The sequence below is a fragment of the Primorskyibacter sp. S187A genome (assembly GCF_049800955.1).
Lineage (GTDB): Bacteria > Pseudomonadota > Alphaproteobacteria > Rhodobacterales > Rhodobacteraceae > JAKVBH01.
On sequence record NZ_JBNAGA010000008.1, the window covers coordinates 36,188 to 53,825 of the forward strand.

A 17,638-nucleotide genomic window follows, 5' to 3' on the forward strand; every position below is an offset into this window, starting at 1 on the left:
CTCAGTTGCCCATGGGCAATTCGTGTTAATCGTGCCGCATCATCGGCAAATTGACGCTGATTTGCGCAAACTCCCCTTTAGCGAGAATCGGGCTTCCGTATAGTCACACAAAACAGACACGCGGAGCACCAACCGCGTTCAAATGGGGTTTTGTAAGTGATGAGATCGTTTGGAAACCGAGCAGGCCGTGCACAGGTTCGTTTAGCGCATCTTTTGGTCAAGTCGTGGTTTGTCTTGCTGGCCCTCGCGATGCCTGCATCAGCGACCGACTTCACAATGACCGTCCCGGGAACGTCGATCCGATTGCCAGATGATTACCCTGAGGCGGGTGGTGTGGCATTCGTTCTCGAAGGCGTGAACGGCAACCTGTATTACCAGTTTTCTGACCCGACCGGCGCCTTCCGCGGGTTCCAGCAAAATGGCCAGCCCAGTCGTTTCCGAGGCAACCCGTTTACCATCAACGATCCTGTTGAACTGAACTGCGGATTCTCCGATTGCTCGACCTACTTCGGCGGCGGCCTCGCGCGGGTGCACATCCGCTTCACGGCTTACGATGGCGATACTCAGCCAGGCGGTTTTGATGAAAATGACATCTCGCTCATCCTGAACGGCACGAATGTCGGCAGTTGGTCTGGTTTGACGACGGAAGCCACAAACACCTCTGGCACCACGAGCTTCGGCTTCGGAACCGGTTTTGGCAACAACACGTTTGATACAGGCTGGTTCACGACAACAAATGGTGCATTGCTCAACAATATTCTGACGACTGGTCAGACAACCACGCAGGTTCTCGATGACGATCCGAACGACAATTACTGGGATTTCCGACGCGGCCCGACCCTGACCAACCCAGATATCGTAACCGTCGCTCCGGGGTATACGCTGGATAAAACTGCCGATGGGGGCGTGACGAGTTTCAGCGCCGTCGGTGATACAGTTGATTATACCTATGTCGTGACAAATATCGGCTCCGTTCCAATACGCCAGTTGAGCCTCGTGGACGACAAGATCGCCAGCGTGTCGTGCGACAAGACGGTCATACAAGATACGAATCCCGGGGGTGTTGCAGACTTTGCGACATGTACCGGGACCTACACGATCACGCAGGAAGACATTGATCGCGGCACCTTGACCAATATCGCCATTGCCGAGGGTGTTCCTGATTTCGGCACGTTGGGCGCTTTGCGAGATGAGGTGACCTTGGCGGGCCCCGCCGCCGCGCCTGCGCTCTTTTTCGAGAAAACATCCTCGCTCACAGAGTTTGGCAACGCGGGTACGTCCGTGCCCTACAGTTTCTTTTTCCGGAATGACGGCAATGTCACGCTCAGCAATGTTCAGATCAATGATCCTTTGCTGCCCGGGCTCGTGTGCAACGTGCCTGATCTGGAGCCTGATGACACGTTCACCTGCACCGGCTCCTATACGGTTCAGCAATCTGACGTAGATGATTATGCCGCCGATACGGCCAATACGCTCGACAACACTGCCACGGTCAATGCAACGCCTGCGCGGGGTCCACCGGTCTCGGAGACGTCTTCCGTCTCGCTGCCAGCGGCAACTGTCGCGCCAGCGATGGGCTTTGAAAAAGAAGCGCTGGCTTCGAATTTCGACGAAGCTGGTGACATCATCAGCTATCGCTTCACGATAACCAATGAAGGCAACGTGACCTTCCCCGCCCCGCCTGTGGTCAACGATCCAAGCGTCGGCGCGGTGTCCTGTCCGGGCGGGCCGATTGCGCCCAACAATTCGATCATATGTTCGGCGAGCTACACGGTCACTCAGGATGATATTGACCTTGGAGAGTTTGAGAACACGGCCACTGCGACGATCACTGTCGCGGGCGTTAATCTCAGTGAGACCGACAGCGTCACCGTTCCGGCTGTGCGTACAACTGGGCTTGAGATGGTCAAGCGTCTGGCGGCGGCCTCTCCCACGAGTTTTGATGCGCCGGGCATTGGGCTGCTCTACGAATATGATCTGACGAACACCGGAAATGTACGGTTACTGACGCCAAGCGTGTCCGATGACAAAGTCACTGTCTCATGCGCTGCGACAGAAATTTTGCCGGGTCAGACGGTGACATGTACCTCGGCGAATTACTCGACTGTCCAGAGTGATGTGAACCAGGGTGGTGTCACCAATATTGCTACTGCAAGCGCTACTGAAGCGGGGCCAACCGCGAACATCATTTCATCTGATCCGCAAAGCCTCACGGTTCCGTCTGTGCAAAACCCGGCGATCTCGCTGGTGAAAACCGCTCCTGTGGTCACAGCGCCAGACTTCCAGGTGGGCCAGACGATCACCTACACGTTTGACGTCACGAACACTGGCAATGTGCGCATTGCTTCGGGAACAATTGGTGTCGATGAGATCACGATCACCGATGACAAGATCGGCACGTTTACCTGCTTTGCCACGCCTTTGAACCGAGGGCAGACCCAAAGCTGTACAGCGGACTATGTGCTTACGAATGACGATATCGTCGCCGGGACCGTGATCAATACAGCGACCGCCAGCGCCGGGACTACGGATAGCCCTCAGGTGACGGCGCAGGTCTCGCCTAATTTGAGCCCTGGCGTTACTGTCGCGAAGGTTGCCAATACCGCGTCGGTTTCGGCTACGACGGACAGTATCTCCTATACGTTCACCGTGACCAATTCTGGCGACACGCAGATCTTGCTGCCCGATCAGCCGATCACGATCAACGATGCGTTGCTCACGGGTGTTGCGGATTGCTCGTCTCAACCGGCCACGCTCAACCCAGGTGACAGCTTCACCTGTAGCGGCGTGCGCAATGGAATTACCCAAGACGAGTTGGATGCAGGGCAGGTCGACAATATGGCGACCGCCAGCTTCCCTTTCACGAATGGCAGCGTCACCATCACGGTGACGTCGGATGAAGATACGGCCACGGTTCCGGTCGTGGCGGCGCCCGGGATGATCTTCTCCAAAACAGGGCCTGCGACGTTCAATGTTGGCGAGACGCTGACCTATACGTTCTCGGTTCAAAATACGGGCAACGTGACGTTGGTGCGCGTCCCGGTCACGGATCCGTTGATCCCAGGACTGTCCTGCGTCTTGTCCGATATTGCGCCGGGAACAACCCAGAGTTGTACTGGAGGCTATGCGGTGACTCAGGCAGACGTGGATGCCGAGACCATCGTTAACACGGCCACGGCAACGCCCGAGCCATCGCAGGGGACATTGGCGCCAGACACGGATGGCCACACGACAAATCTTCTGCCCGGCGCAGGGACCAAATCTGCCAGCATTTCCAAAACAGCAGATCGCGCGAGCATTGCAGCTGTTGGTGAACAGGTGACCTATAGTTTTGCAGTGCAGAATACAGGCACGCAGACACTCTCCAATCTCGCTGTCACGGATCCCTTGGTCCCCGGTTTCTCCTGTGCCATCCCATCACTGGCCCCGGGCGTGACCGATACGTCCTGCTCAGTTATCTACACTGTGACGCAAGCGGATATCGATCGCGGTGAGATTGAAAACACCGCCACGGTCGACAGCGCTGAAATTGCGCCTGCAACGGGCACAGAGACGATTGATGGACCCGCGCGCAATCCTGAACTGAGTTTCGACAAGATTGCCAGCGGCGGCTACACGGCAGCCGGAGATACCGTTGATTTTGTGTTCCGGGTTCAGAACTCCGGGAATGTGACGCTGACGAATGTGATCGTCACGGACACGTTCTTTTCGCCGACCTTTACCTGTACCATTCCCTCGCTCGCGCCCGGGGCTGTAGACAACACAAGCTGTACAACGAGCTATACCGTCCTGCAGTCCAATGTGGACGATGGTAGCTTTACCAATACGGCTCAAGTCAGCGGGACAGGCCCAACCGGGGCAGGGGACCCGACGCCTGTGACCGACACGGAGGTCGTCTCGGGTCCGGCAGAGAACGCCTCGCTCAGTGTCGATAAGGTCTCGACCGATGGCAGCTTTGCGGGTGATGGCGATAGCGAGGTTTATAACTTCACCGTCACAAACACCGGCAACGTAACGCTTTCTAATCTGACGCTTACTGATGCGGATCTGGGCTTTTCCTGTCCGCTGCCGGATCTCTTGCCCGGGGCAAGCACAACGCAATGTGCAGACGCCTCCCCTCTGCAGGCAACGAAGACCTTTGATCAAGGTGACGTCGATGCGCTGCGCTACACCAACACAGTGTCTGTCACTGGCGAGAGCGACAGCCAAGGTACCGCCGTGTCTGCGACGGATGAGGAAACGGTCACCGGCCCGGCGCAGGTTGTGGACCTTCTGATCGACAAGTCGACAGCGTTCGCAGGCACGGTAGATGCCGTTGGCCAAACCATCGATTATTCCTACGAGGTGACCAACAATGGCAACATAACGCTGACCGCTGCAATCAGCGTCAGTGACGACAAGATCTCCTCCGTTACTTGTCCAGCGCTTCCTTTGGGTGGTTTGTTGCCGGGCGACAGCATTACCTGCATCGGCACCTATACGGTCGAGCAGGCGGATTTGGACACGGGCAGCGTGACAAACATCGCGTCAGCCACGATTACCCAGCCTGTTGTTCCGGTTAATCCTGGCGATACAGGTTTTGTCACAGAAACCTCGCCGACCGACTCTGTGACCGTTGGCGCGGACCAGATGCCGGATCTGCGCATTGCCAAACGCGTTAAACCGGGCACCACATCGAGCTATGCCGCAGAAGGCGATGTTGTCACTTTTGAATACACCGTGACCAATATTGGCAATGTCACGACGACCGATCCCATAACCGTCGAAGACGATCAGATCGCAGGGACGTTGACATGTTCCGCCGCTCCATTGCCGCCCAATGGAAGCGTGATTTGTGAGCAGGATTGGGTCGCCGACCAAGCGGATATCAATGCAGGCAGTGTGACCAATATCGCGACAGGTAACACCCTGTACGATGGCGTATTGGTGACCTCTGATCCCCGCAGTGTGACCGTGAATGCGGTTCAGACACCCTCGCTTGCCATAAACAAGACGTTCATCTCAACCGATGCGCCGGGCTTCTTCAATGAAGGCGACGAGCTGACGTATGAAATCGTCGTCACAAACGACGGTAACGTGACAGTGGATGCACCGATTACGCTGACCGATAGTCTGACGACACCGGTTTGTCCGCCTGTTGCAGGTGGCGTGCTTGATCCGGGCGATACGCTGACATGTTCGGCCACGCATATCGTGACAGCCAATGACATTGCTTTGGGTGCTGCGACAAATGTCGTCTTCGCGACAGGAACATTTGATGGAACGCCGGTCCAGTCACCATCTGATGACGCGATTTATCCGGTCGATGCGCAGCCTGCGCTTTCACTCGTGAAAACCCCGGTTGCCGGGACATCGGACTTCAGCGCTGTCGGCGAAACGATCATCTATGATTATGCGGTGACCAACTCGGGCAACGTGGGTCTGGTCGAGGCGATAACGATTGAGGACGATGTGATTGGCACGATTGCCTGCCGCCCCGGTGGAACGGCGCTGCCATCCGGCGACACCTTTACCTGCCAGGGCTCTTATGTCGTGACGCAGGCCGATCTCGACCGTGGCTTCATCACAAATAACGCAACGGCACAGACCACCTTCGGCTCCGGCGCTGATGTGACCGATGTTGTGTCCCCCAATGCCGATGCAACGGTGCCAGCTGCGGAAAACGAAGCGCTCGATGTCGTCAAGGAAATGACAAGCAATACAACACCCGTGGTTGGGTCGATATTGCCCTACCGCATTGTTGCGACAAACTCGGGCAACCAGACGTTGTCTGGTGTCTCAATCGAAGATCCCCTGATCCCTGTCCTGACTTGTGAGGTCGTGCCAGCGGTTGGACCTGTTGTGCCAGCGCCGGTGAACGTCGTCTTGGCTCCGAACGATGCGCTGCGCTGCACGGGCAATTATACCGTGACGCAAGCGGACATCGATGCACAGGAAATCGTCAACACAGCCACGGCCAACGGGACGGATCCACAAGGCGAGACCGTTGACGGGACGGCTACAAATACGCAGGCCGTAACACCCCCTGTCACGACAATGAATGTGCTCAAGGAGATTGTTCCAGCGCCAATTCTGGGCACAGATCCGGCCTTCAGCCAGCCCGGTCAGCAGATCACCTTCCGGGTGACGGTGACCAATACGGGCAACATCACGCTTCAGACAGCCACGATCACCGATGATCGAACGGTTGTGCCAACGAGCTGTACTGTAGGGCCGATTGCGCCGGGCGCGTCGGACAATTCCTGTGAGTTCACCTATACGGTCACGCAGGCGGATGTTGATGTGCTCAACACCGATGGCACGAGCTTCTTTGGCGGATTTACGAATATCGCCCGGGTGTCCGCTGTGCCAAACAATCCGGACCTTCCCGTGATCGAGGAAGAAGACGATGTCTTTGTTCGGGGCCCAGAGCGGGAGCCTGGCATCTCCCTCGTGAAAGACACGGCCGCGACAGGGTTCTCAAGCCTTGGTGAGATCATCACCTACACCTTTACGATCGGGAACACGGGCAACGTAACGCTGACAGAAGCGCCGGAAATCGTGGACGATAAAATCGGGACGTTCACCTGTGCCGGTTTCCCGAACGGTGGTTTGGCGCCTTTGGCATTTTATACTTGCTCCGCTGACTACGCCGTGACGCAAGCGGATCTCGATGCGGGCTTTGTGACAAATGTTGCCACAGCAGACAGCTCCGAAGTCGATCCAGCGACGGATACGGCGACTGTGACCGGAACGGAAACGCCCGCGTTGGTGCTGACAAAATCAGCGCAGCCTTCTGGCAATGTCCCGGCCGGGACAGAGGTTATCTACACATACACAGTTGAAAACACGGGCAACCAGACCCTGACCAATGTCGCCGTAACGGACCAGCACACGGGCTCTGGCGGGACGGTCGCCCTGACTGTGTCAGGCGATGCGCTGGAGTTTGATGCAGCACCGACAGGCGACAGCACGGACGCATCGGCCAACGGTGTCTGGGATGAATTGCGCCCGGGCGATATTGCGCGGTTCACGGCGAGTTACACCGTGACCCAGGAAGACGTGGATACTCAAACGACGCTGTCCAACACAGCAACCGTGACGGCAAATCCGCCGGGTGCGGCGCCGCCCGAAACCGATCAGACCACAGTCACCGTAACGCCTGAAGTTCAGGCCCCGGAACTGACCGCGATCAAACTCGTTGATGCAACCGGTCTTTCGACACCGCCGGAGCTCGGCGAAACCATCGGGTTTGATATATCCGTCGAAAACACCGGCAACCAAACGCTTCGCTCCATCACGCTGGCCGATACCCTGCGCCGCGTGGATGGCACGATTGTCCCCATCGCCACGCCGGACTTCACGGGAGGCGATACGGGAATTGCAGGTGCGCTCGAGGTTGGTGAGACCTGGACCTATCGCGCAACCCATGTGATCACGCAGGAGGATCTCGATGCGGGGGGTCTGACAAACCAGGTCGTTGCGCGCGCTCGCGCACCGGATGGCACCTTTGTGCAAGATGCCTCCGACGACGGCGTTGACGGCAATGGCAGCGACAACCCGACGCCAATTGATCTGCCCGCAGAGCCGGGCATCGAGACAACCAAAACTGTTGCCTCAGGGGTCGCAGAGGTTGGTGAACTCGTCACGTTTGAAGTGACCGTACAAAACACCGGTAATGTCACGCTTACGGATGTGAATGTATCCGATGATTTGCGCCGCGTGGATGGCATAGATATCTCGCCTGACCCAGCAGCGATTTTCAACGGGGCCGATGCCGGTTCAGGGCAGGGCACGTTGTTGCCCGATGAGACCGCGACCTACGTTGTGACATATCGGTTGACGCAAGAAGACGTGGATGCGGGCGGTCTGTCCAACACCGCGACAGGTCAGGGCACACCGCCGGGCGGGGCGCCTGAAACGGATGTCTCCGACAACGGAAATGACACCGACGGAAACACAACGGATGATCCAACCGTTTTCGAGGTGCCCGCCGATCCTGCGGTTACACTGACCAAAGCGCTTGACCCCGACGGGCTGCAAAGCTTCGACGCAGTGGGGGATGTGCTCACATACCTCTTCACCATCGAGAACACGGGCAACGTGACATTGACCGGCACACCGGTTGTCACCGACCCCCTGATCACGGATGCGGGCGAGGCGATTACGTGCGACGCCTTGCCATCGGAAGGGCTTGCGCCGGAAGGCACGATTGAATGCCGCGGCAGCTATGAGGTCACGCAAGAAGATCTCGATCGCGGTCAGATCGACAACAGCGCGACAGCCTCGATTGGCACAACTGCGACGGAAGATCCCGCGACGAATTCGGTCCCCGCGACGCAATTGCCTGCGCTGGAACTGGTCAAGAACGCGCCGAGCATCGAGGCTGAGGATTTCGTGACGGGTCTTGAGGTCACCTATGAGTTCGTTGTGACCAACACCGGCAATGTGACCATTACCGAGCCCATCACAATTGTGGATGTGCTGATCCCTGCTGATGACATTACCTGCCCGGCTTTCCCGGCTGAGGGTATTGCCCCTGACGGGACCTACACCTGTACTGGCGCCTATACGGTTACGGCAGATGCTGTTGATCTTGGGGCGGTAACAAACGTGGCCTATGCCACAGACGGTACCACCGAGAGCCCGCGCGATAGCGCCACGATCCCCAATGACGGCATTCCGTCTCTTTCGATTGAGAAGGAAGCAGATGTCTCCAATGTGGCCAATGTAGACGATGAAATTGCCTATACTTTCACAGTAACCAATTCCGGGACCCGCGCTTTTGCCGCTCCTGTCGTGGTTCAGGACACAATCCTTGGACCCATCACTTGCTTTACCCCAAGTGTTGATGATCCGGACTTCGTTGCTGGAGAAGAGATCACCTGTAGCGGGACCTATCGCGTCACACAGGAAGATCTGGATCGCGGCGAGGTTCTGAATGAAGCCTATGCAGAGACAGATTTTGGTGCGGATGACACGCCAGTTCTCTCTGATCCGGATAGCGTGACAACACCTGTAAACCGCAATGCCTTACTGAGCCTGAACAAGAGCGCGGCGACCTTGCCTGTCACAGCAGTTGATCAGGTCCTGACCTACACCATCACGGCGCGCAATGACGGAAACCAGACGTTGCGAGCGGTGTCGGTAACCGATCCATTACTGAGCGGCTTTACCTGCGAAGCGGCAGTGCTTGCGCCGGGGGCAGAGCTTGTATGCACTGGCGACTATACTGTGCGCCAATCAGACATTGATGCCGGCACATTGCGCAATACGGCGCGCGTTGCCGCGATTGATCCGGCGGGCGATCCTGTCGGAACAAGCACTGTTCTTGACATCCCGATGCCTGCGGCAAGCCCCGGTGTTTCATTGACGAAGACAGCAACACCGTCGCCCTTCGGCTCTGTGGGCAGCACGCTGAGCTATGTCTTCGCGGTTCAGAATACCGGGAACGTTACCTTGAGCGATCTCACAGTGACCGATCCGGTGGATGCGGATTTTTCCTGCAACATTGCTGTGCTTGAACCGGACGAGACGACAAGTGTCTGCGCGTTCGATATCGTGGTGACGCAGGCCATGGTGGACGATGGTGAGTTCTCCAACACAGCATCGGTCAGCGGAGAGGATCCGTTTGGGACGCCCGTGACAGGCACAGACGGCATCACGACGCCTGGGCCGGATCGGACGGGTGGTCTTGAAGCAACGAAGATCGTGTTGCCGTCCGCAGGCGTGGCGGGCCAGCCCGTACGTTTTGAGGTGCTGGTCGCAAACACAGGTAACGTGACGCTTGATAATATCGTGCTGACAGATGTGATGACGCGCGCGGATTCCACGCCGATTACGCTCGATGCGCCCTTCGCGCTGATCGCTGCGTCAGATACCAACGGCAATGGTCTGCTCGATGTGGATGAGACATGGCGCTATCAGGCGGAACGCACGCTCACGCAAGATGACGTCAACTCGGGTGGCATCTCGAACCAGGTCACTGTGGACGGACGCGAACCTGACGGGACGCCGGTGACAGATGTGTCTGATGACGGCGATGACAGCGATGGTAACACCACTGACGATCCCACCATCTTCGACATGCCTTCGGCGCCCGCGCTCGATGTGGTGAAATCTGTAGAAGTGAGTGGCGCGATGATCGGCGATGAGACGGTCTTCCTGATTACGGCCACCAATGTCGGCAATGTGGATCTGACGGATCTTGTGGCCAATGACACGCTGAGCCGGGCGGATGGCTCGGTGATCGGTACGCCGCCGCCCACGCCCCGCACTGTCCCGGCCACGCTGTCTCCCGGTGATGCCGCGATTTGGGAAGTGCGCCACATCATTACACAAGAAGATATCGATGCGGGTGGCTTGTCCAACACAGCAATCGTGACCGGCACTGATCCGGGCGGCGATAGCGTGGATGACGTGAGCCAGGACGCGGACCTGACAGATGGCAATACCTTCGACGATCCGACAATCCTGGAGATCACACCGGCGCCGCAGTTGGAAGTCATCAAGGAGTTCACCAGCGCCGGGTCGCTTGTCGGGGAGGAGGTGCTCTACAGCATTCGTGTCCGCAACTCCGGCAATGTGACTGTGACGGGCATCAGCATCGAAGATACGGTAACGACCTTCGCCGGAGAGGACACACGCTCTGCGACAGCGCAGTTTGTCTCTAATTCGGGCCCGTCACCGGAAGGCACCCTGATCCCGGACGAAACCGCCACATTCACCGTGGCCGTCCCGCTCTCGCTGCCTGATATTGACAGCGGCGGTCAGATCAACGTTGCAGTCGCGCGCGGGACGTCTTCTTCTGGCGCGCCCGTTGCGGATGTCTCGGATGATGATGGCGTCGGGGCAGATGACCCGACACGCGCACCTGTTGCAGCCGTTCCCAGTTTTGACATCACCAAAACGGCGGGTGAGCCTGTCACGATCTTCCCGACAGTTGATCAGGTCAGCTTCGATATTGACGTCACCAATACTGGCAATCTGACCCAGACTGGCATTCAGGTCAGCGATGATCTGGTCGCTTTCCTCGCCCCGGCAACACTGCTGAATGACACCTATCCGGTGCAAGTCGTCGCCAGTGGCTTCACGGATGGCGTCGCGAACGTGGCCTATGATGGGGAAGCCGTGACCGATTTGCTCAGTGGTAACCCAACGCTCGCGCCCGGTGAAACTGGTACGATCACGGTCACACTGACCTTCACAACCGGTTCCGGCGTGCCCGGCTCGCCCAACACCGCGTCCGTGATCTCGACGCAACTCGCTGTCCCCACGGAGGCGCAAGCGCCCGTTGATGTCAGTGATGCGGATGGCGATGGCGTTCCAGATCGTCTGGAAAGCCCCACCGAGGACCGGGACGGCGATGGCATTCCCGACCGCGAGGATTACGACCCGACAGGCTATTTCTACTGTGAAGAAGACGGCCGCATTTTGACGGGTGGTTTGATCTCCGTCTCAGGTGGCGGATTTACGCAAACCGGGGCAGGGACCTCCGGCCCGATCACGATTGTGCAAGGGGGCGCTGCGGGCTTCTTCCAGTTCCATGTGACTGCGCCAGGCACCTACACGCTCGGTTTGACATACCCGCCGCAAGGCCAGCCCTCTACGGATCGGACCACGCTTGGCACATTGGATGCCACGTCGCGACTGCCCGACAATCCTGCGTCCATCGGGTCTTCCGAGCGCGGCAGCACGGGTGTTTTGGCAGATAGAGCTGCGGCAGCCAATCCGTTCTATACGGTCTTCGAGTTTGAAGCGGGTGATCCCTTCATCATCAACAACAACATTCCGCTGCGGGCCTGTGGCGGTGCGCGCGATGTTGTCGCGTCCAAGACAGCAGATCGGACGACAGCTGTCTTTGGGGAGACGATCAACTATACGCTCACCTTCCGCAACGAAACGCTGAACAATTACGTCAATGCGCAGATCTTTGACCGCCTGCCATCCGGCCTGATTTATACGCCGAATTCTGCCGTCGTTGACGGGACCCGTCAGGAGCCCAATCAAAATGGCGCTACGCTGGATTGGACCGTGACCCTGCCACCCTCAGCCAGCATCACGGTGACCTATTCGGCCCGCGTCGCGCAATCGGGCAACTTCGGCCCGCAGGAAAACCGAACCTGGATGACAGATGCATTCGGTCGGACCCTGTCCAACGTGGCGAGCGCCACGGTATCGATCGTGCCGGAACATGTGTTCGATTGCTCGGACGTGATTGGCAAGGTCTTTGATGATCGCAATTCCAATGGCTATCAGGATGGCCCCGACAATCTGACCCTCGTGCCAGATGACAATATCTCTGGCGGCAAAGGAAAGCTGTTGCCAAGCCAGCCGCGCGAGATCAACGTGACGGAGCCCGGCATCGCGGGCGTGCGTTTGGTCACGCCCGATGGCACATTGATCACCACCGATCAGTTTGGCCGGTTCTCGGTGCCTTGTGCGGCATTGCCGAAGAAAATCGGTTCCAACTTCCAGCTCAAGCTCGACACGCGAACCCTGCCAACGGGGTACCGTGTCACGACAGAGAACCCGCGCAATATTCGTCTGACGGCCGGTAAAATGGCCAAGATGAACTTCGGTGCGTCTTTGAGCCGTGTGGTCAATATCGATCTCTCCGCCGCGGCTTTCGCCGCCAATGAGGCCGCGCTGACGCCCTCATTGACGCAGGCGATCAGAGGGCTTGTGGGTCAGATCAAGGATCAACCGACAACCTTGCGGCTGACCTATGGTCTGGCCTCTGGAGAGGATGCCTCGGATGGTCGCGCGCGGCTGCGCGCCGTTGAAAAGGCCTTGCAACGCGCGTGGCGGGGACAAGGCAATTATAAATTGATCGTCGAGAAGACGGTCACGCGTGCGTCGCGGTAGGGGTGTGGATATGTTTGTAGTGACCCGCAAATCAGCGCTTATCAGCACGGTGTCTGCTGTTGCGCTTGTCTTGAGCCTGCCTGCCATGGCGCAAGATGTTGTCTCCTTGCCGGTAGGCGAGAACACGGAACCAGTCGGTGATGTGATCGCTTCTGGTGCAGGCTTCACCATTTCCATTCCGGGTGAGGCTGTGGGGCAGGCGCCGGCGCGCGTCAAACCGCGCGTTGCGGCACGTATCGCTGATCGCAAGCTCGCGTCTTCCGATATTCAGGTCACGTTCGATGGTCTTGGCGCAAAGCCCCGGCTGGATGCTCTGTTGCTGAACGATGCTGCGCCTTTGGCGGGGCAGGTGGCCCGCGTTCAAAGCCAGCTCAACTACCCCGCTTTTGTCACGCGTGGCGAAATGCGTGTGTTGGATATGGATGCGACCGGCGGTCCGAAACTGCTCTCGGTGCAAGACGTTGCCCCGGGGCAAGTGGCTGCCATCACTGTGCCGGAAGGCAATGAGATTGTTGTCGTGCACAGGGTCTATGACGCGCAAGGGCGGTTTGATGAGACAGTGCCGATTTCTCTGAAGTCGCGCGGGTCAGCGCCGGTTGCGGATGGTGATGGTGGCGCTGTCGAGGAAGGCACAACCCGTTTTGCGCGCCGGTCCATTCCGGTGCATGGCGGTGCTGTGACGGTTCGCGGGTCCAATGTGCCGGGAGGGCGGACCGTGCGCACTCTTGGTGAGCCGGTCACGCCAGCGCCAGATGGCTCGTTTGTCCTGCAACGTATCTTGCCTCCGGGCGAACAGGCGGTGCGCGTCGAGGGGCCAAATGGCGGCTTCATTGAGCGTATCGTCACGATTCCGCGCAGTGATTGGTTTGGCACAGGTACGGTCGATCTGACCTTCGGCAAACGTTTGGGCGATCGGCGCACACCGTCAGGGGAGCGTCTGGACGAGACCTATTCCTACGGTCGGATCGCGGGTTATGCCAAGGGGCGGACCGCCAATGGCTGGACGCTGACGGGCAGTGTCGACACGCAGGAAACCGATCTCGAAGACATCTTCTCGGATCTCGACAAGCGCGATGCACAAGATGTGCTTTTGCGGATGGCCCGGGAAGAAGCCTATCCGACCTATGGTGATGACAGCACGATTGAGGACGGCGCGCCGACAGATGGGAAGTTCTACCTCAAGGCCGAGCGCGATGGATCGCATCTGCTTTGGGGAAACTACAAAGCAACGGTCACTGGCAGCCATTACTTGCGCAATGAACGGCAGCTCTATGGTTTCCAAGGTGTCTACCAGTCGCCGCAACAAACCAGCCGCGGGCAATCGCGGGTCCGGGCGGAAGTCTATGCGGCCAGCCCTGAACGTTTGCCCGGCCGGGAGATTTTCCGAGGCACGGGTGGTTCGGTCTATTTCCTCGAACGGCAAGACATCTCGGTCGGCTCCGAGACGATAACGGTTGAGCTGCGTGATCGCGACACAGGACGGGTGATCGAGACGCGCACGCTGATTGAGGGCCGTGATTACGACGTCAACTACATTCAGGGCATCATCACTCTGCGTTCTCCTTTGACGGGCAGTATCGGCGGGGGCGGAGTTGTCACTGAGCCGGGCGGCGACATTGATGTGCGCTTGATTGCACAATACGAGTTCAGCCCGGTTGCGGGCGACGTTGACGGGATGAGCACCGGTGGCCGGCTCGAAGCCTGGGTCACGGATGAATTGCGCCTCGGCGTAACCGCGATGCAGGAAAACACCGATGTCGCGGATCAGTTGGCCAAAGGTGTGGACGTGCGCTGGGAACGCAGTTCGCGGACCTGGGTCGAGCTTGAATACGCCGAGACCGAGGGCCCGGGGTTTGGCTCCTCCAGCTCACCCAACGGGGGTTTGATCATTACATCCAATGGCACGGCGGGGCGCGATGGCGAGACGGGCGAAGCCTGGCGCTTTGCCACCCAGATCGATTTGGCAGATGTGGGCGTCGCCACGCCGGGCACGATTTCGGCCTATTGGGAAAAGCGCAGCGAAGACTTTGCCACGCTGGATCATGCCACGACGGATGATGAAGAGCTTTGGGGCATCTCGACAGATCTGGAGCTGACGGAGCGGCTGCGCATGCGGCTGTCTTACGACGATTATGAGAGTGACAGTGGCAAGGTCGTGCGCGAAGGTGGTGTAGAGCTGAGCTACGCCGCCACGGACCGCGTGACCTATGACGTGGGCCTCGAACATGTTGAGCGCAAGAATGCGGGAGGCGACAAGCGCGATGGTTCGCGGACCGATCTCGCGCTGCGCGCCACCGTGACGGAAAACGAAAATCTATCATGGTATCTCTTTGGCCAAGGCACGTTGCAGCGCACGGGCGATATTCGGCGCAATGATCGGGTCGGGGCCGGTGTGCGCTACCGTTTTGCCGAGAACTGGACTTTCGAGGGCGAGCTCTCCGAAGGAACGCTGGGGACTGCGGGCGAAGCCTTGTTGACCTATCAAAGCGACGGATATGACAGCGCCTATGTTGGCTACCGTCTCGAGCCCGGCAGGGATTTCACCGGGGTCACACTCAACGGTCGCGACCGGGGATCTTTCGTGGCTGGCGGTAAGCGGCGGATATCCGACAATGTCGATATGTTTGGTGAAAACACATATGATCTCTTCGGGCGTCATACCTCTTTGACGAGCGCCTACGGTGTTGATTACCGCGCAACCGAGCGGTTGACGTTCTCGACCTCATTTGAGGTCGGTCGTGTGCGCGACGGGGATGATGATTTCGATCGCAACGCGGTATCGGTGGGCGTCTCCTACGACGATGGCGAAGCGCTGCAAGCCCGGGCCCGGTTGGAATACCGATTGGATCAGGGCGATCTGCGCGGGTCCAATCGGGATGTCGAGAGTGTGCTTTTCTCTACCAATGCGCGCTACCAGATCGATGATGGCCAGCGTCTGCTGTTCAGCTATGAAATCTCTGACACCGATGCCGCAAACAGTTCTCTGCCAAATGGCACCTATGTCGATGCCTCGGTGGGGTATGCGTTGCGTCCAGTGCTGGATGACAAGCTGAACGTGTTGTTCAAATACCGTTACCTCTACGACATGGTTGGCCAGGAAGTGGATGGTGCAGACGTGCGCGGCCCGCGGCAGGAGAGCCATGTGCTCTCTTTGGACGCCGATTATGATCTCAACCAGCAATGGACCTTGGGCGGCAAAATCGGTGGTCGGGCCAGCAATTCTGCACCTGATGAAGACACGGATCTGGCGCAAAATGATGCGTGGCTCGGTGTTTTGAACGCACGGTATCACGTGACCCATAAATGGGACCTGCTTGGCGAAGTGCGTCATCTGGAGGCTGTTCAGGCGGAGATCTCGGAAACGAGTTTCCTGGGCGCTGCCTATCGGCATGTTGGCAATAATTTCAAAGTGGGCGTGGGCTACAACTTTGGCACGTTTTCAGATGACCTGACCGATCTGACCTATGACGACGAAGGCGCTTTCATCAATCTGATCGCCAAATTCTAAGGCAGTGCCTGCCCTCACGCAGGCACGTTAACGGACACAAGTGCGCCTTTGGCCTGAATGACCTGACGGGCCAAAGCGCTTCCTTGCAAAATGCAGTCCGCAAGGGGCTTGCCTTGCAAGTAGCCCGCGAGAAAACCGGCATTGAAACTGTCGCCTGCCGCGGTGGTATCGACGACGACGGGTGCAGGCTCTACGGCGATGTCGCCTGTCTCGTCACCGCTGACGTAGTGGATCGACCCCTCCCCGTTTTTCACGATGACCGTCGAAACACCCACGTTTTGATACCGCGCGGCGGTGGCTTCAAGGTCGGCATCGCCAAACCATGTCGCTTCGTCCTCAAACGAGGGCAGCGCAATATCTGACACCGCAGCGCCGCGCATGATCACCTCGCACATCTCTTCAGGCGAAGACCAAAGCCTTGGCCTCAGGTTGGGATCAAACATGATGGTTTTGCCTGCGCTGCGCGCGTCTTGCAGTGCCGACAGAAGCAGATCCTGAGACGCGCTATCCAGAATGGCGAGCGTTATGCCAGACAGATAAAGGATATCAGCCTGCGCAATGGCGCGCATAAGGTGCGCCGGATCGCGGACCATATCGCGGGCGGCGGATTGCCCGCGCCAATAGGAAAAACTGCGTTCTCCCTTGTCCAGGGAAATGAGATAGAGGCCGACGGTCTTGGTCTCGATGCGTTGGACATGGGCATCATCAATGCCGCTCTTGCGAAAGAACGCCGCCATATTGTCCGAGATGGTGTCGCATCCCAGCGCCGTGAAATAGCTCACACGCGTGTTTGGCGCGTGTTGGGCGAGATACCATGCGGTGTTGAACGTGTCGCCTGCGAAGCCCAGCCCGTATGTGTGTTCAGTTTCTGCTGGCGCAAGCTCGGCCATGCATTCCCCAATGGCGAGCACATGCGCTGCGCCAGAAGTTTTGACAGGGGACGGCGCCATGGGTGTTCTCCTTCACATCGGGCTTATCGTCATTACTGGCGCAAAAGCTCACGATGTTAAAGGTATCGCCTGTGTGGAGCAGTTCATCTCGCCCGGCTGCGCCAGAGGGGAATGGCCATCGCGAGGCCCACCAGTGCGGACAGAAATACTTTGCCCGCGAACGTCATCGTGCCCTCTATCTGCAGAACATGCAAAACAGTGCCACCGCACAGAATTCCCGTTGCGCTCAGATGCATGATCCGCCAGCGTCTCCAACGGATATGTCGCCTCAGAAGCGCAAGTAGTCCCGCCCCGAAAAGGGCCCACATGGCGAGAACACCCCAGATAGAAAAAG

3 protein-coding genes and 1 pseudogene are annotated in these 17,638 nt (G+C 58.3%); 2 read left to right on the plus strand and 2 right to left on the minus strand.

Annotated elements, in window-relative coordinates:
• Nucleotides 1-249 precede the first annotated feature (249 nt).
• Nucleotides 250-12,846 (plus strand): DUF7507 domain-containing protein, encoded by a 12,597-nt coding sequence (locus ACP15S_RS21065; protein WP_425041623.1) that lies wholly within the window; start codon nucleotides 250-252, stop codon nucleotides 12,844-12,846.
• 10 nt (nucleotides 12,847-12,856) lie between these two features.
• Nucleotides 12,857-16,354 (plus strand): hypothetical protein, encoded by a 3,498-nt coding sequence (locus ACP15S_RS21070; RefSeq protein WP_425041624.1) that lies wholly within the window; start codon nucleotides 12,857-12,859, stop codon nucleotides 16,352-16,354.
• Nucleotides 16,355-16,368: 14 nt separating this feature from the next.
• Here ACP15S_RS21070 and ACP15S_RS21075 read toward each other — a convergent pair whose 3' ends face one another.
• Both ACP15S_RS21075 and ACP15S_RS21080 read right to left on the minus strand, forming a co-directional pair.
• Nucleotides 16,369-17,304, minus strand: coding sequence for a sugar kinase (locus tag ACP15S_RS21075; protein WP_425041625.1), 936 nt, complete (start codon nucleotides 17,302-17,304; stop codon nucleotides 16,369-16,371).
• A gap of 83 nt (nucleotides 17,305-17,387) precedes the next feature.
• A pseudogene (locus tag ACP15S_RS21080) lies at nucleotides 17,388-17,638 on the minus strand (ferric reductase-like transmembrane domain-containing protein); the annotation flags it as partial.